We start from the raw sequence: 22,168 nt of genomic DNA, 5'->3' as shown, positions 1-22,168 counted from the left end.
GCATGACCGCACACGAGATCGACGCTGTACCTCGTCCGGGCCTGCGCGCCACCGGCGCACTCGTCCGGGCCGAAATGCGCATGGTCACCCGGGACACGGCAGGTCTGATCGTTCCCATCGCCCTCCCGGTTCTCGTACTGGTGATGAACGGCTCGGGTACTTCGGCGGAGATCGTCGGGCCCGGCACGATCACCGCATTCGATCGGTTCGTACTGCCGCTTGCCCTGACCATGATCATCGCCGTCGTCGGAATCGTGAACATGCCGAGCTTTCTTGCGCTCTATCGCAAGTCCGGCGTACTGAAGCGACTGTCGACGACACCGATCCGACCGACGCAGGTGCTGGCTGCGCAGGTGATCACCAGCGTCGTCCAAGCGACACTCGGAATCGGCATCGCTCTGTCCACGGCCGCGCTGCTCTTCGGAATCACGCCCCCACACAACCCGATCCTGGTTGCGACCGTTCTGGTGCTCGGTGCCGCGGCGATGTACTCGCTGGGGATCGTCGTGGCTGCCGTCGCACCCACAGCGAACTCGGCCGTCGCGATCGGCCTGACCCTGTTCCTCGTTCTCGGTGCAGTCGGCGGGCTGTTCGGACCGGTCGCGGATCTGCCCGGTCCGGTTGCGGCCATCGGTGAGGTACTTCCTTTCGGTGCCACCGTCAGTGCGCTGGGATCTGCCTGGGCCGGAACGCCTGTCGACATCGGCGGACCCATCGGACTCGTGGTCGCGGTGATCGCCGGAACCGCCTGCGCGATCCGGTTGTTTCGCTGGTCCTAGCGCGATACGGCATAGTGGTCGACGTGACCGAGTTGAATCTGCACACGTTCGGACCCGCAGACGGTCCCGAAATCCTCGCCGTCCACGGTGTCACCGGACACGGTGCCCGGTGGTGGGACCTCGCCGAGAACCACCTTCCGGAGGCCAGAATTCTGGCACCCGACCTCATCGGCCACGGGCATTCCCCGTCCACACCGCCCTGGGACATCGACGCGCAGGTCACTGCGCTCAAAGCCGTGCTCGACGCCCATGCGCGTGGACCGGTCGTGGTCCTCGGCCACTCGTACGGCGGCGCGTTGGCCGTGCATCTCGCGCAGAGGTTTCCCGAGGCTGTGCGGGCGCTGATTCTGCTCGATCCCGCGATCGCTCTGCCGCCGGAGGAGCTTCTCGAGGTGGCCGAGGCGACCGCGAAATCCCCCGACTACACCGACGTCGACGAGGCGCGCTCGGAGAAGATCCACGGGGCGTGGGCGGACGTGCCCACCGAATTGCTCGACCGTGAGGTCGCCGATCACCTCATCCCCGCCGACGACGGAAAAGTCGCGTGGCGAATGTCGATTCCGGCGATCGTCGCAACGTGGGGAGAGCTCGCACGTCCGATCGTGGTTCCCACCGAGAGTGTCCCGACGATCGTGGTGCGGGCCATGCGCGTCGAACCCCCCTATGTCACAGAGGAATTCCTCTCGGCGCTGCGAGACAAGCTCGGTGACAACCTACGAACGGTCGAACTGGACTGCGATCACATGGTCGGCCAGGCCAAACCGGTCGAGGTCGCCGAGCTGGTGCGATCCCTGCTGTAGATGGCCCCGATCACCGAAGCCCAGGTCGAGAGAGTTCGCGCGTTGGTCGCGTCGATCCCCCCTGGATTCGTGGCCACCTACGGAGACATCGCGGCCGCCGCCGACCTGTCGAGTCCTCGCATCGTCGGATGGATCATGCGCACCGATTCCGCCGACCTGCCCTGGCATCGAGTCCTCGGCGCGAGTGGAAGGCCCGCCCCGCACCTGGCCTCGAGACAGCTCGAGACTCTGCGCAGCGAAGGCGTCCCGAACCACGACGGGCGCGTGCCATTGAGCTCGATTCGATTCGACTTCGGGGCGCTCCCACCGCCACCGCCGCCGACCACTAATCTCGGAGAATGAACATCAGGGACGCACTCGAGCAGTTCGATCCACGCCCCACGGCGAAGTTCGCGCTGTCGAAGGCGAGCAGCTTCGTGGCCTGCGCCGGTCTCGTCGTCGACGAGGCCTCGGGCACCAGGGTGGCCGGGCACATCGAGTTGACGGACGAGCACTTCACGCCCTGGGGGGTCGTCCACGGCGGCGTCTACACCACTGCCGTCGAGAGCGCAGCGAGCATCGGTGCCAGCGAGGCGGTCAAGGATCGCGGCGAATTCGCAGTCGGCGTACACAACGGCACCGACTTTCTCCGCGCCAGCAAGGGCGGCCGCGTCGACGTTGTCGCAGAACCGTTGCAGCAGGGCCGTGTTCAACAACTGTGGCTGGTCACGATCACCGCCTCCGACAGCGGAAAAGTCATAGCACGCGGGCAGGTTCGCCTGCAGAACGTGCCGCTGCCGACATGACGGAGCTCGCAACGTGACGCAACCGGTCTGCGACGCGATCGTCCTCGCCGGCGGTCGAGGGTCGAGGATGGCAGATCCCGAGAACCCCGCTGCGCCGCACGAGGTCGACAAACCTGCCATGACCGTCGGCGGGCGCCGTATGGTCGACATCGCCGTGGACGCGGTAACGAGTTGTCGCACAACGATTCTGGTGGGTCCGACCCGTACCGGAGTGCCCGATCACGTGGTGCAGACTCGCGAGTCCCCCGTGGGCGGCGGCCCGGTCGCTGCACTCGCCGCGGGCCTGCGATCACTCGACGACTGTGCGGAAGGCACCGCAGATCTGGTGGTGGTCATCGCGTCGGATCTGCCCTTTCTCGACGCCGCGACGGTCGAGTCGCTGATCGGTGCCGTATCGCGCTCGCACACCGACGCCGTCTTCGCCCGCGACAGTGCCGGTCGTACGCAATTCCTGCTGGGAGTGTGGCGGCACGCCGCGTTGCGTTCCGCGCTGGCACAGCTGGATTCGGTGGAGGGCGCGCCGATGCGCACGATCCTTCCTGCCGATCATCTGGTGATCGCGGTGTCCGGTGTCGACGACTGCGACACCCCCGCCGATCTTCTCGCCGCCCGTCTGGCCGCACAACAGCCGGAGACGCTCGAGGTGAGCGACGCACTCGAACGCGTTCGGAGCCGACTCCCCGCGTTGCCGATCCGTCGAATTTCCCTGCAGGACAGTGCCGGAACCGTGCTCGCGGAACCCCTCATCTCCCGAACCGCGCTGCCGGCAGTAGACATCTCCGCGATGGACGGCTACGCCGTGTGCGGCACCGATCCGTGGACCCTCCGGTCCGACATCGCGTACGCCGGTACCTCCGACATCGCCCCACTCATCGAAGGAACGGCCGTGCGCATCGCGACGGGCGCAGCGCTTCCGCGCGGAGCGACATCGGTGGTGCGCGACGAGCACATCACCCGCGAGTCCGACGGTTCGGCTCGACGCATGCCGACGGCACCGCAGTCCGACGACACGCGTCGACGCGGCGAGGACTGGCTGCCCGGTACCGAACTGGTCGCAGCCGGCACCCCGATCGATGCGGCCGTACGATCGCTCGCTGCCAGTGCAGAGGTGTTCGAGGTGGCGGTGCGCGGTCCGGTACGCGGACGAGTAATCATCAGCGGCAACGAGATTCGATCCACCGGGCCACTCGCCCCTGGCGAGACCAGGGACGTGCTCGGGTCGGTGTTGCCGGAGTACCTGGCGCACTGCGGCATCACCGTCGTCGACGTGACGCTGCTCGAGGATTCTGCGACGGGGTTTCGAGACGTGCTGACCCGCACTCGGGACGTGGACGTGATCATCGTCGTCGGGGCAACCGGAGGCGGGGCAGCCGATCAGCTCCGCGCGACCCTCGCCGGCATCGATGCCGAGACCGTCGTCGGGCGAATGCGCATGCGTCCCGGCGGTTCTCAGATCACCGCGGCATTGCCCGACGGCACAGTGGTACTCGGCCTACCGGGTAATCCGCTGGCGGCCGTCGGTACCGCGATGCTCGCCGCGCCCGCCATCGTCGATGCCCTGACCGGGAGAACGGTGCGCCCATCGCGGATCGGCCTGTTGTCCAATGCTGCCGAGGTTCGATCCTCGACGCCTCGCATCGTCCCGGTCACCGCGGACGGCACACGGTGGCGGGCAGATACCCGAGTCCGCACGGCGCACCTGGCGCACCTCGTCGGCCGCGACGCACTGGCTGTGATCCCGGCCGAGGTCAGCGCCGACGAGCCGGTGACAATTCTTCCGTTGCCGCACCACTAGTTTCACCGAGAGATCGAACACCCTCGCGGTAACGCGCGACCACGAGATCGACGATCGCGGCATGCACTCCGAGCGGCTCACCGACGCCGTCGGCTCCGGCGTCGGCCAGACGGTTGTGAAAGAGGCCGCGCGCCAACAGATACGACGCCACGAACACCCGAGTGTGCCCGGTTTCTCGCAGAGTCGACACCGCGTCGGACACGGTGGGGGTACTGGTGGCGACGTAGCCGATACGTACCGGGACTCGGGCGACATCGGCCAACATCGCCGCCGCGCGCCGGTGTTCTTCCAACGCACGAGCATCGGACGATCCTGCGGCAGCGAGCACGATCGGATCACCCGAGCGCCACCCGGCGTCACGGAGTCGATCGACCATGACTTCCGCCAGTACCGGATCGGGTCCGAGAGCGCGGGTGACGGCGACGGACGTGTGAGCGCTGTCGGCGATCTCTCGCGGCACATCGGTGTGCACGTGGTAGCCCGACGCGAGGAAGGCGGGAACCACGACAGCCGAGCCGGCAGTGTCGCGCAGCACCTCGGCCGGTGACGGCCCGAGTACGTCGACGAATGCCACGCGCGTGGTACCGATCTGCGTCGACACGGCATCGGCGAGTGCGGCGACCATCTCGACACCACGGGGGTTTCGGGTGCCGTGTGCGACCAGAACAAGAGTCGGTGTCATCAGTACTTTCCCCCTTCTACGACGGCCACTCGATCAGCCGGTTCTTCGGAATCGCAGTCCGTCTCGGTCTCGATGTGATCGAGTGCGATGCGATAGCCACGCTTGACCACGGTCTGGATAGCTTTCGGCGCGCCCAGCGAGGACCTGAGTCTGGTCATCGCCGTCTCCACCGCGTGGGTGTCGCCCCCTCCGCCGGGCAGCGACGCCAACAGGTCCTCGCGGGAGACGACGCGTCCTGGATTGCGCGCCAATGTCTTCATCAACGCCATGCCTGCTGGGGACACCGGTCGAACTTCACCGTCGACCACCACGCACTTACCGCGGACACTGACCACGTGTCCGCCCGCATGCAGCCGACCGGTGCGCCTCGGTAGTTCTTCGGCGATGTGCCGCGCGAGTGCCCCCAGACGCGCCCGTGTCGGCTGTGTGGTGGCCACGTTCAGCTGTTCGAGGGGCGCGGCCGTCACCGGCCCGACGCACACCGGCAGCACCCTCGATCGCATCGACTGCAGCAAGGGTTCGAGCACGCCGTTCTCATCGGCGCGCATCAGCATCGATGCCACCGCCGGCGCCGAGGTGAAGCTGAGGGCATCGAGATCACCGACGATGACGGCTTCGATCATGCGGTCCATCGGGCTCTGGTCGTCGGGCGCTGTCCAGCGATACACCGGCACCGGCACCACCTCGGCTCCCGCGCAGCGCAACACCTCGCAGAAATCGGGGACCGGCTCCCATTCGGTGGTCGCGCCGTGCAGCTGCACGGCAATGCGTTTGCCCTCCACCCCTTCGGCCAACAGATGTTCGAGTACCTCCGCCGAGGACTCCGAGGCGGGCGACCACTCCTCGCGTAGATCGGCCGCTCGAATGGCTCCTTTCGCCTTCGGACCGCGAGCGAGCAGCCGGGACGCACCGAGTGCGCGCCCCAGTTCTTCTGCCTGCCCCCACCCGTCCGCCGCCTCGACCCAGCCACGAAACCCGATTCCTGTTGTGGCTACAGTTATTTCGGGTGGATCCGCGATGACGGCGGCAGTGACGCGTTCGAGCTCGGCGTCGTCGGCCAGCGGGATGATGCGAATAGCGGGGGCATGCATCACGGTGGCCCCGCGCCGCTCGAGCAGAGTCGCGAACTCCTCGGCTCGACGCGAAGCGGTGATCCCGACGGTGAACCCGACCAGAGGCATTGCAGCCCCTGCAATTTCGCTCACGTAGATCCGCCGCGGACGAGCACGACGCCCTCGACGCAGGAGACCTCGAACGATCCAAGGGTGACCTGCGGGTCATCGAGGCAGCGCCCGTCGGCCAGCGAGAAAACCTGCTTGAGCAGCGGCGATGCGACGGTGGGTTCGCCCCCTCGGTCTCCCACCAGTCCGCGTGACATCACTGCTGCACGCCCGTACGGATCGATGTTGCCCACCGCGAACAGTCGTCCGTCGTCGAGCAGAAACAGCGCCGCCTGGGTGCCGCCTCGCAGGAGCACCGCTACCCCGCGCCCCGGAATCAGCGCGTCGAGCGTGCAGGCCGGGGTCCAATCACGAGCGATGTCGTTCGGTACCGCTGATGGTGACTTCACTGCTGACGAATCGATGACAGTCATGGCGTACCTCCTGATCAGCTATTCCACGTTGCTTGTGTTTCTTGGCCGTTAAGTCGCGATTACTCGTCTGTGCACATGCACTCAGTCTCGTGACCTGCCGGTTGTCAGCTCCCGTATCGGCTCACGCGCCCACACGTGGCATTCCCATCAGCACGGGCACCTTGCGCGCGCCGGACTCGTCGAACGCGATCGTGGGGTCGGACTCGTCCGGAGCATTGACGAAGGAGACGAACCGACCGAGCTTCTCGTCGTCTTCGAGCACGCCGGCCCACTCGTCCTTGTATCCGGCGACGTGGCGTTCCATGTCGGATTCGAGCTCGGCACCGATCCCGAGACTGTCCTCGCACACGACGGCTCTGAGGTGGTCGAGTCCCCCGTCGAGCGATTCGAGCCACGGCGCCGTGCGCTGCAGCCGGTCGGCTGTACGCACGTAGAACATGAGGTAACGGTCGATGTAGCTGACCAGGGTGGCATCGTCGAGATTGGACGCGAGCAACTGCGCGTGCTTGGGCGACTGACCTCCGTTACCGCCTACGTAGAGGTTCCAACCACCCTCGGTCGCGATGATCCCGACGTCCTTGCCGCGGGCCTCGGCGCATTCGCGAGCGCAGCCCGAGACGCCGAACTTGATCTTGTGCGGCGACCGCAGACCTCGATAGCGGTTCTCCAGATCGACGGCCATCCCCACCGAATCCTGGACGCCGTAACGGCACCAACTCGATCCGACGCAGCTCTTGACCGTCCGTAGCGACTTCCCGTACGCCTGACCCGACTCCATCCCGGCGTCGACGAGGCGCTTCCAGATCGCCGGCAACTGCTCGACGCGGGCACCGAACATGTCGATGCGCTGCCCTCCGGTCACCTTCGTGTAGAGCCCGAAATCGCGAGCGACCTCGCCGATGACGATGAGCTGTTCCGCAGTGCACTCGCCGCCGGGCATACGCGGCACAACCGAGTAGGTGCCGTTCTTCTGGATGTTGGCCAGAAAGTGATCGTTGGTGTCCTGCAACGACGCCTGCTCGCCGTCGAGAATGTGATCGGAGGACGTAGACGCGAGAATCGACGCGACGACAGGCTTGCAGATGTCGCAGCCGGTTCCCGAGCCGTACTTGGCGATCAGCGACGAGAAGGTGCGGGTGTTCGTGGCCCGAACGATCTCGTACAGCTCGGCCCTGGACTGAGCGAAGTGCTCGCACAACGACTTCGAGAGGACCACACCGGACGCGGCGAGCAACGACTTGATCGAGGGCAGGCATCCGCCACAGGTGGTACCCGCGGTGGTGCAGCTCTTCACGGCCGCCAGGTCGCAGGCTCCGTCGGCTATCGCCGAGCAGATGGCACCCTTGCTCACACCGTTGCACGAGCAGATCTCGGCGTCGTCGGGCAGTGCACCGATGCCGACCTGCTCGGCGGCAGGTGAGATCAGAGCGCCCGGATCGCCGGGCAACTCGCGACCGACCAGTGGCCGCAACAGCGAGTACGCGGAGGCGTCGCCGACGAGGATGCCGCCGAGCAGCGTCTTCGCGTCGTCGGTGACGACCAGCTTGGCGTACGTGCCTTTGGGGGCATCGCTGAACACCACTTCGAGTGCGCCCGGCGTTGCCGCCATCGCGTCGCCGAAGCTCGCGACGTCGACGCCCATCAGCTTGAGCTTGGTGGACATGTCGGCACCCGGGAATTGCGCTGCGCCGCCGAGCAATCGGTCGGCCACGACCTCCGCCGTCGAATACCCGGGAGCGACCAGTCCGTAGCACCGACCCTCGACCGCAGCACATTCGCCGATCGCGTAGACGGCAGGGTCGGAGGTACTGCAGCCGATGTCGACCATGATGCCGCCGCGCTCACCCACCTCGAGGCCACTCTCGCGTGCCAGCCGATCCTGGGGACGCACACCGGCGGAGAACACCAGCAGCGCGGCGTCGATGGTGCTGCCGTCGCTCAGTTCGACCGTCAGACCGGCGCTGTCGTTCTCGGAGATCGACGACGTGCCCACTCCCGCATGGACGTTCAACCCGAGTTCGGTGACCAGGCGCGCCAACAGCGCGCCGCCACCCTCGTCCACCTGCAGCGGCATCAATCGTGGAGCGAACTCGATGACGTGCGGGGTCATGCCCATCTTCTTCAGCGCATTCGCCGCTTCGAGACCGAGGAGGCCACCGCCGACCACCACACCGACGGCACCCGGGCCTGCGGCGTCGGCGCGGGCACGGATCTTGTCCAGGTCGTCGAGGGTTCGGTAGACGAAGCACGCGGGCAGGTCGTGTCCGGTGATCGGCGGCACGAACGGGTAGGAGCCGGTGGCGAGGACGAGAGCGTCGTACTCGACCGTGTCCCCCGCCGAGGTCACGACGGTGCGGTGGTCGCGGTCGATGCGATCGGCACGTACTCCGGTGCGCATCTCGACGAGGGTGTCACCGGGATAGTCGTTGCCCGCCAGAGCGAGTTCCTTGTGGTCCCAGGCACCGACGTAGGACGACAGTCCCACCCTGTCGTACGCCGCCAGTGCTTCCTCGCACAGCACAGTGACCTTCCACTCGGCCGCCTCGTCGCGCGCACGCAACGCTTCGACGAATCGGTGTCCGACCATCCCGTGACCTACCACTACCGCGTTCTTCATTGCGGGTCCTTCCGATCTACGTTGCCGTGCAGTGTGTTTCGTTCTTGGCGGTGATGGATCCTCAGACTGCTACCGGCGCGTCGGCGTCGGCGGAGTTGGTCTTGCGCAGGTAGATCGCCCAGGTGACGATCGCGCAGACGATGTAGAAGGCGAGGAACACCCAGAACGCGGTGGTCGCGGATTTCGCGGTGCCCGAATACGACGCCCGCAGCACCAGGTTGATTCCCACGCCGCCGAGAGCGCCGATCGCGCCGGCGATTCCGATGAGGGCACCGGACATCTTGCGCGACCAGTGCTGCTGCTCGTCGACGGTCATGCCCTGAAGCTGAGCGGATTTCGCAGCGAAGATGGCGGGGATCATCTTGTACACCGATCCGTTGCCGAGGCCCGAGAGCAGGAACAGTGCGATGAATCCGACGACGAAGAGCACCATCACGGTGCCGCTGGCCGCGCCGGGAGTCGAATCGTCCCAGGTACTGGCCGCAACCAGAATCCCGGTGGCAAACGTCATGGCCACGAACGTGTACAGGGTGATCTTGCCGCCACCGATCTTGTCGGCGAGCTTGCCGCCGAACGGACGCGACAGCGATCCCAGCAACGGTCCGATGAACGCGATCTGAGCGGCCTGCAGCGATGCCTGCGCCTGTTGAGCGGGAGTCGCCGGTGCTCCGTCGGTGAGACCGGCGAGGAAGTTGATCTGCAGGACCTGCCCGAACGCGAAGCTGAAGCCGATGAACGACCCGAACGTGCCGATGTACAGGAAGGCGATCCACCACGAGTCCGAGAACTTCAGCACGTCGATCATGGAGCGTCCGTTGGTCTTCTGGTTGTCCAGGTTGTCCATGTACAGCGCGGCACCGACGGCGGCAAGCGCGATGAAGACGAGATAGACGGCGCACACGATCTCGGGGGCGGTGTTACCGATGGTGGCGATGACCAACAGGCCGATGAGCTGGATGACGGGCACACCGATGTTGCCGCCGCCCGCATTCAAGCCGAGCGCCCACCCCTTCTCGCGTTGCGGATAGAACGCGTTGATGTTCGTCATCGAGGATGCGAAGTTACCGCCGCCGAGTCCGGCGAACGCCGCAACGATGATGTAGGTGGTGTACGACGCCGGGTTGAGCATGAAGTACATGGTCAGCACGGTGGGGATCAGGAGCACCAGAGCACTGAAGATGGTCCAGTTACGGCCACCGAACTTCGCCGTGGCGAAGGTGTACGGAATGCGCAGGATCGCGCCGACGAGCGTGGGCACGGCCACCAGGAAGAACTTGCCCGCCGCGTCGATGCCGTAGACCGACAACGGCATGAACAGCACCATCACCGACCAGATCGACCAGATCGAGAATCCGACGTGCTCGGCGATGACCGACCAGATCAGATTGCGCTTGGCGATCTGCTTGCCGCCGGCCTCCCAGGCCTCGACGTCCTCGGAATTCCAGTGCGCGATGTGATGGTTGACGGAGACGGGAACTGTTCCGGGTGGAACAGTCGCCGTGGTGGCTGAGCCGGCATCTGCCGAAGCGCTGCGAGAAAGGCTGGTCACGTGTGGCCTCCTGATCGGTGTGTGAACCGAACATAGGAAAGCCATGTTGCCGCGGCGCTGCGCGCGATGACTCGTTGATTAACTTGGTCTCACGTGCCGTCGAGCACCGACGTGAGCTGAAGCGTCAACGTGCACCGAACGTCACCAGGTGTCTTCGAGCATCCTCGGTCGGCAGCACAGGAATCCTCCGACCAGCAGAACCGCCACACATCCGGTCAACAGAACCAACGGGAGTCCCCAGCCCCCGGACTCGGTGTGCAGCAGCCCGAACAGAATCGGACCGGTCGAGGACACCACGTAACCCAGCCCCTGGGTGAATCCCGAGAGTGAGGACGAGCCAACGGCCGTGCGCGTCCTGAGGTTGATCAGCGTCAGTGACATCGGGAACGTCATCGTGCCCAGCCCGACCAGGCACACCCACGCGACCGTACCGGCAGTCGGAGACCAGTGCAGGCCCGCGAACCCGCCGAGGTAGCACGCCGCGGCAACCATCACGATGCCGTACGGATTGCGCACGCGCGCACAGAGCGTCGGCGCGGCCAGCGACGTGATCAGTCCCATCGCGCCGAACGCCGCCACCGACGCACCGGCCAAGCCTTCTCCGATCCCCGCATCGATCAGGAGCGTCGGCAACCAGGTGAGCATGGAGTAGGTGATCAGGGAAGTCATTGCGAACATCATCACCATCCCCCACGCCAGCGAGGACCGGTGGATTCGGCCGCTCGGCGATGCGTGGACCGACGCCGACCCGGCTTCACCCGAGACGTCCTTCTCGTCGCGGCCGCGTCGGGCGATGACCACACCGAGCCACGGCAGCGCGGCGGCCAGGCCGACGACGGCCCAGATCCCGATGGAGATGCGCCAACCGTGCGCGTCGGCGACGGGGACGGCCAGCAACGGCGGAACCATGGTGCTGACCTGCATGGCGCAGATGTAGATGGTGCTGACGACGGCGAGTCGCTCGGAGAAATACCGCTTGACCAACGGCGGGATGACGACGTTTCCGATGCCCATGCCCGCAAGAGCGATCGCGGACAGCGCGAGCAGAGACGCGGTGTTCGGCGCGAACGCACGAGTGGCCATACCGATCGTGGTCAGCGCCATCGCCAGCAGAGCTGCCCGCTCCAGGCCGGTGCGCTTGGCGAGAAACGGGGTGGCCAGGCCGAAAACGGCGAACATCGCCGGAGGCAACATGCCGACGATGCCGATGACGGTGGTGCCGAACTGGAGGTCGGTGCCGATTCTGCCGAACAGCGGGCTGATCGAGGTGACGGCGGCGCGCAGAGTCAACGCGGACACGACGATCGCGGAGAAGACGAGTACTCGACCACGCACGAGCGAGGTGCCGACGAGGCGGGTATCGGGGGCGGTGGGCGCACTCACCGCGTAATCATAGGATGACCGGATCATCGGGTGCAAAGCATTACTATCGACGCTGCAACGTCCACGGCATGAGGAGTCCACGTGCGGCAGGTCCAGCGATCGAGCCTGATCTCCCAGGTCACCGCTCAGCTGCGCGAAGAGATCACGTCGCAGCGATGGCCGGTGGGTACCCGCATCCCCACCGAACCCGAACTGTGCGAGATGACCGGCACCGGGCGCAACACCGTGCGCGAGGCCGTGCAGGCACTCGTGCACGCCGGCATGGTCGAACGCAGGCAGGGTTCGGGCACCTTCGTCATGACGTGCTCCGATCTCGGCGGAACCCTGGGAAAGTATTTCTCGGACGCCCGGCACCGCGATGTCACCGAGCTACGCGAAACCTTGGAAGTCACTGCGGCGGCTCTTGCGGCCGACCGGCGCGACGACGACGACATCCGTGCCATGCTCGGCGCGCTGGCCGATCGCAACGCGGCGTGGTCCGACGAGACTCCGCTGGCCGATGCAGTTCGGATCGACGCACGCCTGCACCGCGCCATCGTCGCGGCCAGCCACAACGCCATCTATCTGGAGTTCTACGATTCGCTGCTGCCGGTGATCCACGACGCCATGCGCCACCATGCCATCGAGCACGACGACGATTACATCGACGAACACACGGCGCTCGTGGGGGCGGTGATCGCGGGTGACGCGGCCCGCGCGATGCAGGCCGCTCGATCACTGTTCCACGAACTTTCCGAATCACCGGCTCGCACAGCGGAAGTCACAGAATGAGGCGCACCAGATCTGCCGTTCGCGCCAAGCCGGGGAACGCCTCGGACGTCGAACGCGGATGAAGCGCATGCACTGCGAGACGAAACATCAACGCGCGCAGCAACATCTGCGGCCATTCCGGTAGATCGTCCCAGCGGTTGACCAGACCGTCGTCCGCGTCACCCCAGGAAAGGGCGTCCACCACGGCCACCCCGGCAGCCCAGGGCGCAGGACGCCAGTACGGGGTGATGTCGCTGATTCCTGGCGCCTCGCTACCCGAGAACAAGACCGTTCCGAACAGATCACCGTGCACCAACTGGTCCGGCGACTCGACGGGCTTGCGTAGTGTCGCAAGCTGTTTGACCAATTCCAGGCTGCTCTTGCCATCACTGGACGACGGCTCAGGTGCGCCGGCACCGCGAGCAGAGCGCAGCGGGACCGCTTCCCATGCAGCTCTGTCGGCAGCAACGAACACGTCCACGTCGGCCCACGGGGCCACGGGGGGCTGAACCAGAAATCGCGGTCGCTCGAGTTGCGCGGTCGCCGCGTGCAACCGCATCGACAACGAGACCACCTCGTCGTGACGAGGCTCCGGTTCGCCGGCGACGAACGTGTCTGCGCGCCAGCCCGACACGACGTATCGGCCGTCGGTCGACCGCACCGGTCGGGCGAGACGGACCCCGTCCACGGTCAGCGTCTCGCGCACTTTGGCCGACCATGCGGCGCGGGCATGGTCTGCCACCGGGGACAGGACGACATCGCCCAGACGCCATCCACCGTCCCAGTCCGCACCGAGAGGTGCAGGCTCGACATCGCGCAGCCCGAACGTAGAGATCACGTGCTGAGGAGGTTCGACAGAGCTCACGAGCGCCACGCTACCGCCGATCGCGGTGCCGCTGCGGACGACGCGCACACGCGACACATCAGTACATGGGCAAACCAGGATCGATCTGCTCGGCCCACTCCACTATTCCGCCGTGCAGATGGGCGGCGTCCGAGAAACCGGCTGCCACGAGGGCGGAGAGCACCTCGGCGGACCTGATGCCGGTTTTGCAGTAGAGCACGATGGGGATGTGCTGCGGTAGATCCGACATCGCCGCCCCCGACAGGATTCGACCCTTGGGAATCGAGCGCGCACCGTCGATGCGCACGATGTCCCACTCCACCGGCTCACGCACGTCGATGAGGGCGATCTCGCGACCGGACTGCATCATTGCGTGCAGCTCCGCCGGAGTGACCGATTCGCCGGTGGAGTCGGCGGCCGGCACCACTCCGCAGAATGCCTCGTAGTCGATCAGCTCGGTGAGCGGCGTGCGGGACGGGTCACGAGTCAGACCGACGGTTCGATAGCTCATCGCCAGTGCGTCGTAGATCATCAACCGACCCAGCAACGTCTCGCCGATTCCGGTGATCAGCTTGATCGCCTCGGTGACCATGATCGACCCGATCGACGCGCACAGCACCCCCAGCACCCCACCCTCTGCACACGAGGGCACCATGCCGGGCGGTGGAGCCTCGGGGTACAGGTCGCGATAGTTGATACCTGCGTCGCCGGGGGCTCGGTCCCAGAACACCGACACCTGCCCCTCGAACCGGTAGATCGAACCCCATACATAGGGGATTCCGACCAGCGCGGCCGCGTCGTTGACGAGGTATCGGGTGGCGAAGTTGTCGGTCCCGTCGAGCACGAGATCGTACTGCCGAAAGAGCTCGAGCGCGTTCGACGAGTCGAGTCGAACACGGTGCAGCGTCACCTCGACGCCGTCGTTGAGTTCGAGAATCGAGTCTCTCGCGCTGTCGGCCTTCGGGCGACCCACGTCGGACCGGCCGTGGATGATCTGCCGTTGCAGGTTCGAAAGTTCGACGTCGTCGAATTCCACGATGCCCAGAGTCCCGACACCGGCGGCCGCGAGGTACAGCAGTGCGGGTGAGCCCAGTCCCCCGGCACCGACGACGAGCACGCGGGCGTTGCGCAGTCGCTTCTGACCGTCGGTTCCCACACTGGGAATGATCAGGTGCCGGCTGTACCGGGCGACGTCCTCGGGCGACAGTTCGCCTGCGGGTTCGACCAGCGGGGGTAGGTGGACCACGACGCAGCGACGCTCCTCGACTCGACACGGCGGCCGGTGACCCGGCGCGACACGTTCGAATCTAATCCCCCGGCCTGTCGGAAACCCAGCCGATCAGCCTCGCGGGTAGGGCCACGGATTGAATCGGCAGGTCTTGCCGTCCATCGGAACGACGCCCGCTGGGTCCAGTCGCGCGATGTCGTCGTTGTTCGTTCCGAATGTCTGCTGCATCATCACCGGAGCGAGCCCACCGTCGGTCTCGCACGGTTGGTGCTGCTGGTAGCCGATCGCGTGGCCGACCTCGTGATTGATCTGGTACTGGCGGTACGAGCCGATGTCGCCCTGGAACGAGATCGCCCCACGCACCCACCTCGGCTCGTTGAGCACCACTCGCTCGATGCCGGGGTTGTAGCAGGAGACCTCGAGCTGAATGTCGTAACCGCAGGCCTGCCGGATCGACATCTGCGACGTCAGCGAGATCCTGAAGTCGGGATCGCCCTGATCGATGCGACGGAATCCGAACCGTGGATCGTTGGTCCAACTCTTGGGGTTGGTAAGGGTCTGATCCACCAATCGGCCGAACGACTCGTCGCCGCCGAACCCGACCGTGTCCACGCCGTCCTCGACCTCGACCGTGTAGGTGAACACCCGCTCGGTCCCCTGCCCCACCTGCTCCGTTGTCCCCGGCACGGTGTGCCACGTTCCGGCCCCCTCCACCGCGAACGGACCACCGTCGGGCAGTTCACCCGACGATATCGACGCTGCGAAGTTACCGTCGGCCTGCGGCGGAACGCCGATGATTCCGGTACCCGACGTCGTATCCGAACTCAAGGTGCCGAATCCAGGATCGGCGTTGGTCGACTGCGCTGCGGTGCCGGTGACGGGGTCGCCGGTCCGCACGGCATCGAATACGACGAGCGCGGTCACCACGATCAGAATCGGCACCGCGTACGCCCGCCAGCCGTACGTGGACGCGAACTTTCCGAGCTTGCTCTGCTTCCTGATATCGCGATCCGGTCGACGACTGCGCAGCTTGACCTCGCGTTGCGTCGGATCCCACTGCGCGCGGAGCGGTTGATGCGACCCGCGACTGCCCACACTGCGTGGGAAATCGTCCGCGCGATCGTCGTAACCGTCGTCGACGCCGTCCGACTGCACACCACCGCGGATACGCGGCCCGCCTCGGTCAGTCACTCGAACACGATCTCACAATCCTCACCGCCCGCTGCTCGGCACGCCGAGACCGGGAATGGAACTATCGGGTTTTCGGTACGAAAACATCGTACGAACAAACCGCTCGACATGTTCCGGTATCGCCCACTTTCCGCAACGGTCCCCCAGGATCCCGTGGGTGCCGGCCGCCACGAGTATCGTTGCCCGTGATCTGCGCTACGAGCGGTCCGAACCGACGGCTACCCGCCGGAAGTTCATGCCGGACCGTTCGTTGTCGAACCAAGACGAGCGCAGCTGTCGACGCGGATGGGAACATAATTGATGACAGATCTCGACGACCGGAGGTCTTCGGACCGGCCGGCCACCACCGGCAATCGGCGCGGCGCACGGCTGCCTCGCGATGCCCGTCGGGCGCAACTGCTCGCTGCGGCGAGCGAGATATTCGTGACCCGTGGGTACCACGCATCCGGAATGGACGAGATCGCCGAATGCGCGGGCGTCAGCAAGCCGGTCCTGTATCAGCACTTCCCCGGAAAACTCGAGCTCTATCTGGCGGTGCTGCAAAGTTACGTCGACACCCTGATCGCAGGAGTACGCCAGGCTCTACGCTCGACCACGGACAACAAGCAACGAGTTCGTGCCGCGGTGCTGGCGTTCTACGACTTCGTCGACACCGACACACAGGGATTCCGCCTGGTCTTCGAATCCGATCTGATGGGCGACCCGCAGGTCAATGCACGCGTCGAGCAGGCAACCGAAGCGTGCGTCGACGCCGTCTTCGACCTCGTTGCCCACGATTCCGGACTCGATCCCTATCGAGCTCGCGTACTGGCCGTAGGCCTGGTCGGTGCCAGTCAGTTCACCGCTCGGTACTGGCTCGAAGCCGACCGGCCGATCTCGAAGGAAGACGCCGTCGACACCACGGTCTCGCTGGCCTGGGGCGGTCTGTCGCACGTTCCCCTGCAGGCGCCGTAGCCTCGCAACCCGCAAACTCGACACGCCCCTCACTCGATGCGAGTGAGGGGCGTGTTCTGCGTTCCGAGCAGTCTCAGGCGGTCGCGAATCCGACCTTCCGAGAATCGGACGGACCGATCTCGACGTACGACACCTTGGAAGCCTGGATCAAGAACTTGCGTCCCTTCTCGTCCTCCAACGCCAGCACTCCGTCCTTACCGGCAAAGGCGGTCGATACGAGCGCTTCGACCTCGGCCGGGGACTGCGTGCTGTTCACGACGAGCTCACGGGAACTCTCCGAAACACCGATCTTGACCTCCACGGTCAACCTCCGAACTCTCGACAACTCTGCTCACGCCAGGCTAGTGCAGCGGCGTCGAGCCAGACGCCCGACGCCCTGTGCTGTCAGCGAACACAGTCCTGTGCGGTCAGTCGAGGCCGAGTGAGGACATCCGTTCCGCGTGTTGTTCCTGCATGCGATCGAACAGTGCGACGACACCGTTGAGGTCTCCCGATGCGGTGATGACGAGATCGGTCAGCGACTCACGGCGAGCGAGCACGAACTGCGCCTGGGTGATGGCCTCACCGAGCAGACGACGACCCCACAGCATCAATCGCGCCTTCTCCTGCGAGCTCGCACGAACCCGATCGGACACCTCGTGCACCACGAATTCCGAGTGCCCGGTCTCGGCCAGCACGTCGCGGACGATCTCGGCCACGTCGGGGGCGAGACTGTGCGCGATCTGCCGGTAGAAATCGGCCGCGATGCCGTCACCCACGTACGCCTTGACCAACGACTCCAACCACGTCGACGGCGTCGTCGACTCGTGGTATTCGTCCAGGGCGCGAACGAACGGGTCCATCGAGGCGTAGACGTCGAGACCACGATCGGACAAGGCTCTCTGCAACGTCTCGAAGTGGCTCATCTCCGCAGCCGCCATGCTCGCGAGCGCGACGCGACCCTCCATCGACGGAGCCATTCGAGCGTCGTCCGCCAGGCGATAGAACGCGGAAATCTCGCCGTACGCGAGCACCGCGAACAGATCCGGAATACCGGGGTGATCGTGCGCGATCGACGGCTCGACTCGATCCGACTCGGGCGACTCGACGACAGTGGTGGGTGAAACTGCGGACGACGGCTCCGACGAATGGGCTCCCATGGCTGGCAATCGTAGTCCGGTGCCCGACGCCTCGTCGCGGCGCGCGCTGGACCTATCGTGACCTGCCGACAATGGAGAATTCCGTTCGGCAAGCTACCATGGTGCTCGATCGTCACTCGCGGACCGATGAAACGGACCGAAGAAGCACACGACGGTCATCGATAATGTGTGCGCACCTGATCCGGGTCGCCTCGACAGCTTCGCCGCAGCGAACATCGCAGTTCGCGGCCGCGCTGAGGCTGACGGCGACATCACATCGGATCGAGGGCATCGACTTCGGCCGGCAATAGGCCTATGCCCTTCCTCGTGCGCACGTTCGACCACGAGGAAGGCCAGTCCCCTGAGCAAGATAGTCATCGACCAAGAATCCGACACCGGCGACACCACGCTGTCGGCGCAGCTGGACGACACGCACGTACCCCCCACGTTCGCCGAGCTGAACGTTGACCCCACCATCGTTCGCGCGCTCTCCGAGATGGGAATCGAGCGCACGTTCGCCATCCAGGAGTTGACGCTGCCGCTCGCCATCGCGGGCGACGACCTCATCGGTCAGGCACGCACCGGAATGGGCAAGACGTTCGGCTTCGGGGTGCCCCTGCTGCACCGACTCGCCACGGACAACTCCGGTACCTCCCCGCTCGACGGCACTCCCCGCGCCCTGGTGATCGTGCCGACCCGTGAACTGTGCGTTCAGGTCAGCTCCGACCTCGAGAACGCGTCCAAGTACCTCAGCGGCGCGAACGGCCCCGTCAAGGTGCTCTCCATCTACGGTGGCCGTCCGTACGAGGCGCAGATCAGCGCGTTGCAGAACGGCGTCGACGTCGTCGTCGGCACCCCGGGCCGACTGCTCGACCTCGCCAAGCAGAACCACCTGATCCTCGGCAAGGTCGGAGTCCTGGTCCTCGACGAGGCCGACGAGATGCTCGACCTCGGGTTCCTCCCCGACATCGAGCGCATCCTCGGCATGGTTCCCGACAAGCGTCAGACGATGCTGTTCTCGGCGACGATGCCCGGCCCCATCATCACTCTGGCCCGGACGTTCCTGACTCAGCCGACGCACATCCGCGCCGAAGAGGCGGAGTCCTCGGCCGTCCACGACCGCACCGCCCAGCACGTCTACCGGGCCCACGCCCTCGACAAGGTCGAGATGGTCGCCAAGGTTCTCAAGGCCGAGGGTCGCGGCGCGACCATGGTGTTCACCCGCACCAAGCGCACCGCCCAGAAGGTCGCCGACGAGCTGGCCGAGCGCGGATACTCGGTCGGTGCCGTGCACGGTGACCTCGGCCAGGTCCAGCGCGAGAAGGCCCTCAAGTCGTTCCGGACGGGCAAGATCGACGTTCTGGTGGCGACCGACGTCGCGGCCCGCGGTATCGACATCGACGACGTCACCCACGTCATCAACTACCAGTGCCCCGAGGACGAGAAGACCTACGTGCACCGCATCGGCCGCACCGGCCGTGCCGGGCGCACCGGCATCGCGGTCACCCTGGTCGACTGGGACGACATCCCCCGTTGGCAGCTGATCGACAAGGCGCTCGATCTCGGCATGCCGGATCCGGTCGAGACCTACTCGAGCTCGCCGCACCTGTTCACCGACCTCGGTATCGCCACCGACGCCACCGGCACGGTACGCAAGGCACCCTCGCGCGCCCCGGAGAAGGCGGACGACGGCGAGGCGACGGCAGCGCCTGCGGCCGACGCGTCTTCGGCTACCAAGCCGCGCCGCTCGCGCAGTCGGCGTCGCACCCGCGCAGGGCAGGACGGCGACAACACCGCCGCAACCAGCGTTGCGCAGAACGATTCCGCACCAACAACGAAATCGGTTGCCGAACAGTCGGATACGTCCGATGCGGCGTCCGCAGACACGGTCACCAAGACTGCGCCGCGCCGCCGCAGGCGTCGGCGCCCCAGTGGATCGTCCGCAGACGCCGGATCCTCGACTGCGAGCGCGTCGGAGTAATCTCCCGCCGTGCTGGCTCCAGAACGAAGGACGAGAACCGACCTCGTCGTCGCCGCCGTCATCGCGGTGGTGGTAGTGGTTGCCGCGAGCATCGCCTGGTTCACCGGTGACGCTCGCGGAACCACATCGATCCCGGCCGAGGAGCCGCTGGCTCAGGCCGAGCCCGCGCTCGCGGTGCCCACTGCGCTCACCGAACTGTGGCGTGCGCCGAGTGCAGCGACGGATTCGACGCGAACCCCGCTCCCTGTCGTCACCGGGTCCACGGTGGTGACGGCGGACGGGGGCTCCGTCCTCGGCCGCGATCCACGGTCAGGAGAGCAATCCTGGTCGTACTCGAGAGATCTCCCGCTCTGCTCGGTGGTCTCGTCGTGGAACACCGCGGTCGCGGTCTACCGCGACGATCGCGGTTGCTCTCAGGTGACGGAACTCGACGGGCCGACCGGAGAGCGCAAGGCACAACGCACTTCCGACGCCGACGATGCGGTCCGCCTGTCCTCCGACGGCACCTACGTGACGTCGAGGGGCGACACTCGCATGGAGCTGTGGCGGTCGGACATGGTGCGCACACTCGAATACGGTCGAGTCGATGCCCCGGTCAATCCGGGTAGTCAGCCGCGAACCGGGTGCACGCTGCTGTCCTCGGCGTCGACGAACTCGCGGACGGCTGTGCTCGAACAGTGCCCGGGAGAGACCGCTGCCCGATTGTCGCTGATGAATCCTGCACCCAAGGACGCCGGTAAACCTGAGGAGTACGGGTCGACGGTGGTACCGGAACTCGTTCCCCGATCCGACGCACCCACTGCCGGGCAGATCATCGCGATCACGGGCAGCGTTGTCGCGCTGTACATTCCAGCGGAGAACGGCGCGCCCGACCGGGTAGGACTCTACGACGACGCGGCCGCGAAACTGTCCGAATTCACTCTCCCGGCCGGCTCCTCCCCTACCCCGAATCTTCCTGCGACGAAGGCAGGTTCGGCTCTCACCTGGTTCACCGGCACGGGGGTCCAGGCGTTCGATTCCAACAACCTGAGCCCTCTCTGGACCGTCCCCGGAGCCCTCGGAAGTGGAGCGGTCATGGCAGGCCGACTCCTGCTGCCGGTGCCCGACGGCATCTCGGTGGTCGATCTCTCCACCGGAGTCTCGACGGCCGACATTCCGGTCGACCGAGGCGATTACGACGGCCCGATACAGATGTCGGTGATCGGCGATGTGATCGTCGAGCAACGCGGTTCCGACGTGGTCGCTCTCGGCTGACCCGCCGGCACGGGCTTCGTTCTACTCCGCCGGATCGTATGTCTTCAGATCGGCTTTACCGTCCCAGTACGCCAGCAGATTCTCGGCAAGTTCTCGATAAGCCTGTGCGCCCTTGTTCTTTCGTCCCGAGAGTACCGTCGCGCCCGAGGCACTGGCCTCGGCGAAGCGTACGGTCCGCGGAATCGGCGGTGCGAGAACCGGCAACGAGTAGCGGTCCGAGACGTCGCCGAGCACATCCCTGCTGTGCGTGGTGCGGGCGTCGAACAGTGTGGGAAGGGCACCGAGCAGCGTCAGATCGGGGTTGGTGATCTGCTGCACCTCGGACACCGTTCGCAACAACTGCCCGACCCCGCGATGAGCGAGGGTCTCGCACTGCAGGGGCACGAGCACCGACTGTGCGGCAGTGAGGCCGTTGAGGGTCAGCACCCCCAACGACGGCGGACAATCGATGACGACGACATCGAAGTCCTCGAGGATCGGCGCGAGTGCTCGCTTGAGCGCGAACTCGCGACCCGCGCGCATCAGCAGCAGGGCTTCCGCACCTGCGAGATCGATCGTCGCCGGAAGCAGAACGATTCCTTCCGCAGTCTCGATCAGCACGTCCTCGACCTTCGCATCCCCGGTCAGCACCTCGTGCACCGAGGAATCGAGCTTGTCGGGATTGTGTCCGAGGGAGAACGTCAGACAGCCCTGCGGGTCGAGGTCGACCACCAGGACTCGTCGATCGAGAGCATGCAGCGCAGCCGCGAGCGAAGCCACCGTGGTGGTCTTGGCGACGCCGCCCTTCTGATTCGCAACCGCGAGAATTGTCGTCACGGCCCTGATCCTTGCTTACATCGAGCCGATGAGCGAGGGTTCGGCATC

21 protein-coding genes are annotated in these 22,168 nt (G+C 65.9%); 9 read left to right on the top strand and 12 right to left on the bottom strand.

Translation table 11 applies throughout. The annotated features are described in order from the left end of the window. Positions 1–2: 2 nt before the first annotated feature. Genes AB0362_RS00195 through AB0362_RS00175 form a run of 5 tightly spaced genes read left to right on the top strand, consistent with a single transcriptional unit; the run spans position 3 to position 4,159 of the window. The gene (locus AB0362_RS00195; RefSeq protein ID WP_317532326.1) at positions 3–779 is read left to right on the top strand and encodes an ABC transporter permease; all 777 of its coding nucleotides are present in this window, start codon (positions 3–5) and stop codon (positions 777–779) included. Positions 780–793: 14 nt separating this feature from the next. Further along, positions 794–1,579: an alpha/beta fold hydrolase gene (locus tag AB0362_RS00190; RefSeq protein WP_317532325.1), complete on the top strand. Its 786-nt coding sequence runs from the start codon at positions 794–796 to the stop codon at positions 1,577–1,579. Next, a complete protein-coding gene (locus AB0362_RS00185) occupies positions 1,580–1,921 on the top strand; it encodes an MGMT family protein (RefSeq protein WP_068046009.1) in 342 nt (113 codons plus the stop codon). After that, on the top strand, positions 1,918–2,364 hold the full coding sequence (locus tag AB0362_RS00180; RefSeq protein WP_317532324.1) for a PaaI family thioesterase: 447 nt from the start codon (positions 1,918–1,920) through the stop codon (positions 2,362–2,364). Before AB0362_RS00185 ends, AB0362_RS00180 begins: the two co-directional genes overlap by 4 nt. Before the next feature lie 13 nt (positions 2,365–2,377). Continuing rightward, entirely contained in the window at positions 2,378–4,159 is a 1,782-nt protein-coding gene (locus AB0362_RS00175; protein WP_317532323.1) for an NTP transferase domain-containing protein, read from the top strand. Here AB0362_RS00175 and AB0362_RS00170 read toward each other — a convergent pair. The 6 genes from AB0362_RS00170 to AB0362_RS00145 all read right to left on the bottom strand — a co-directional run bounded on the left by AB0362_RS00170 (position 4,113) and on the right by AB0362_RS00145 (position 11,984). Continuing rightward, a complete protein-coding gene (locus AB0362_RS00170) occupies positions 4,113–4,841 on the bottom strand; it encodes a sirohydrochlorin chelatase (RefSeq protein ID WP_149405474.1) in 729 nt (242 codons plus the stop codon). The two genes, AB0362_RS00175 and AB0362_RS00170, sit on opposite strands and share 47 nt — an antisense overlap. Beyond that, a complete protein-coding gene (locus AB0362_RS00165; protein WP_255183303.1) occupies positions 4,841–6,022 on the bottom strand; it encodes a uroporphyrinogen-III synthase in 1,182 nt (393 codons plus the stop codon). The genes AB0362_RS00170 and AB0362_RS00165 overlap by 1 nt, the downstream gene beginning before the upstream one ends. 20 nt (positions 6,023–6,042) lie before the next feature. Then, on the bottom strand, positions 6,043–6,435 hold the full coding sequence (gene nirD, locus AB0362_RS00160) for a nitrite reductase small subunit NirD (RefSeq protein WP_094642301.1): 393 nt from the start codon (positions 6,433–6,435) through the stop codon (positions 6,043–6,045). A gap of 121 nt (positions 6,436–6,556) precedes the next feature. Next, positions 6,557–9,052 carry a nitrite reductase large subunit NirB gene (gene nirB / locus AB0362_RS00155; RefSeq protein WP_317532322.1) on the bottom strand — a complete coding sequence of 832 codons (2,496 nt, stop codon included), beginning with the start codon at positions 9,050–9,052 and terminating at the stop codon, positions 6,557–6,559. Between the two features lie 61 nt (positions 9,053–9,113). Continuing rightward, entirely contained in the window at positions 9,114–10,505 is a 1,392-nt protein-coding gene (locus AB0362_RS00150) for a nitrate/nitrite transporter (RefSeq protein WP_094642478.1), read from the bottom strand. 237 nt (positions 10,506–10,742) lie between these two features. Further along, positions 10,743–11,984, bottom strand: coding sequence for an MFS transporter (locus tag AB0362_RS00145; RefSeq protein ID WP_317532321.1), 1,242 nt, complete (start codon positions 11,982–11,984; stop codon positions 10,743–10,745). Between the two features lie 81 nt (positions 11,985–12,065). Between AB0362_RS00145 and AB0362_RS00140 the strand changes: the two genes are divergently transcribed. Next, a complete protein-coding gene (locus AB0362_RS00140; RefSeq protein WP_317532320.1) occupies positions 12,066–12,755 on the top strand; it encodes an FCD domain-containing protein in 690 nt (229 codons plus the stop codon). On the opposite strand, the gene AB0362_RS00135 is transcribed toward AB0362_RS00140, so the two are convergent. The 3 genes from AB0362_RS00135 to AB0362_RS00125 all read right to left on the bottom strand — a co-directional run bounded on the left by AB0362_RS00135 (position 12,745) and on the right by AB0362_RS00125 (position 15,901). Continuing rightward, positions 12,745–13,599, bottom strand: coding sequence for a TIGR02569 family protein (locus tag AB0362_RS00135; protein ID WP_068046053.1), 855 nt, complete (start codon positions 13,597–13,599; stop codon positions 12,745–12,747). The two genes, AB0362_RS00140 and AB0362_RS00135, sit on opposite strands and share 11 nt — an antisense overlap. 58 nt (positions 13,600–13,657) lie before the next feature. Then, positions 13,658–14,824 carry an adenylyltransferase/sulfurtransferase MoeZ gene (moeZ, locus tag AB0362_RS00130; protein ID WP_317532319.1) on the bottom strand — a complete coding sequence of 389 codons (1,167 nt, stop codon included), beginning with the start codon at positions 14,822–14,824 and terminating at the stop codon, positions 13,658–13,660. 93 nt (positions 14,825–14,917) lie between these two features. After that, positions 14,918–15,901 (bottom strand): DUF3152 domain-containing protein, encoded by a 984-nt coding sequence (locus AB0362_RS00125; RefSeq protein ID WP_317532477.1) that lies wholly within the window; start codon positions 15,899–15,901, stop codon positions 14,918–14,920. A 396-nt stretch (positions 15,902–16,297) separates the two neighbouring features. On the opposite strand from AB0362_RS00125, the gene AB0362_RS00120 reads away from it, so the two are divergent. Beyond that, a complete protein-coding gene (locus AB0362_RS00120) occupies positions 16,298–16,951 on the top strand; it encodes a TetR/AcrR family transcriptional regulator (protein WP_068046045.1) in 654 nt (217 codons plus the stop codon). Between the two features lie 73 nt (positions 16,952–17,024). Here the strand turns inward: AB0362_RS00120 and AB0362_RS00115 are convergent, their stop codons facing one another. Together AB0362_RS00115 and AB0362_RS00110 are read right to left on the bottom strand one after the other, a co-directional pair. After that, on the bottom strand, positions 17,025–17,252 hold the full coding sequence (locus tag AB0362_RS00115) for a DUF3107 domain-containing protein (RefSeq protein WP_068046048.1): 228 nt from the start codon (positions 17,250–17,252) through the stop codon (positions 17,025–17,027). 106 nt (positions 17,253–17,358) lie between these two features. After that, a complete protein-coding gene (locus AB0362_RS00110) occupies positions 17,359–18,090 on the bottom strand; it encodes a ferritin-like fold-containing protein (RefSeq protein ID WP_317532318.1) in 732 nt (243 codons plus the stop codon). Positions 18,091–18,376: 286 nt separating this feature from the next. Here AB0362_RS00110 and AB0362_RS00105 point away from each other — a divergent pair, with 286 nt between their 5' ends. Both AB0362_RS00105 and AB0362_RS00100 read left to right on the top strand, forming a co-directional pair. Then, positions 18,377–20,050, top strand: coding sequence for a DEAD/DEAH box helicase (locus tag AB0362_RS00105; protein WP_366234960.1), 1,674 nt, complete (start codon positions 18,377–18,379; stop codon positions 20,048–20,050). A 9-nt stretch (positions 20,051–20,059) separates the two neighbouring features. After that, positions 20,060–21,304 (top strand): hypothetical protein, encoded by a 1,245-nt coding sequence (locus AB0362_RS00100; protein ID WP_317784095.1) that lies wholly within the window; start codon positions 20,060–20,062, stop codon positions 21,302–21,304. A gap of 21 nt (positions 21,305–21,325) precedes the next feature. Here the strand turns inward: AB0362_RS00100 and AB0362_RS00095 are convergent, their stop codons facing one another. Next, positions 21,326–22,120: an AAA family ATPase gene (locus tag AB0362_RS00095; RefSeq protein ID WP_269593524.1), complete on the bottom strand. Its 795-nt coding sequence runs from the start codon at positions 22,118–22,120 to the stop codon at positions 21,326–21,328. Between the last annotated feature and the right edge of the window lie 48 nt (positions 22,121–22,168).

The organism is Rhodococcus sp. NPDC079359, assembly GCF_040702585.1.
In the GTDB taxonomy this organism is placed as follows: Bacteria; Actinomycetota; Actinomycetes; order Mycobacteriales; family Mycobacteriaceae; genus Rhodococcoides.
This window is presented reverse-complemented; position numbering and strand designations above follow the sequence as displayed.

Bases quoted from the DNA above. Each gene is read 5' to 3' on its own strand.
- AB0362_RS00195 (WP_317532326.1), top strand. From the start codon at position 3: ATGACCGCACACGAGATCGACGCTGTACCTCGTCCGGGCCTGCGCGCC.
- AB0362_RS00185 (WP_068046009.1), top strand. From the start codon at position 1,580: ATGGCCCCGATCACCGAAGCCCAGGTCGAGAGAGTTCGCGCGTTGGTC.
- AB0362_RS00180 (WP_317532324.1), top strand. From the start codon at position 1,918: ATGAACATCAGGGACGCACTCGAGCAGTTCGATCCACGCCCCACGGCG.
- AB0362_RS00170 (WP_149405474.1), bottom strand. From the start codon at position 4,841: ATGACACCGACTCTTGTTCTGGTCGCACACGGCACCCGAAACCCCCGT.
- AB0362_RS00165 (WP_255183303.1), bottom strand. From the start codon at position 6,022: ATGCCTCTGGTCGGGTTCACCGTCGGGATCACCGCTTCGCGTCGAGCC.
- nirD (WP_094642301.1), bottom strand. From the start codon at position 6,435: ATGACTGTCATCGATTCGTCAGCAGTGAAGTCACCATCAGCGGTACCG.
- nirB (WP_317532322.1), bottom strand. From the start codon at position 9,052: ATGAAGAACGCGGTAGTGGTAGGTCACGGGATGGTCGGACACCGATTC.
- AB0362_RS00120 (WP_068046045.1), top strand. From the start codon at position 16,298: ATGACAGATCTCGACGACCGGAGGTCTTCGGACCGGCCGGCCACCACC.
- AB0362_RS00110 (WP_317532318.1), bottom strand. From the start codon at position 18,090: ATGGGAGCCCATTCGTCGGAGCCGTCGTCCGCAGTTTCACCCACCACT.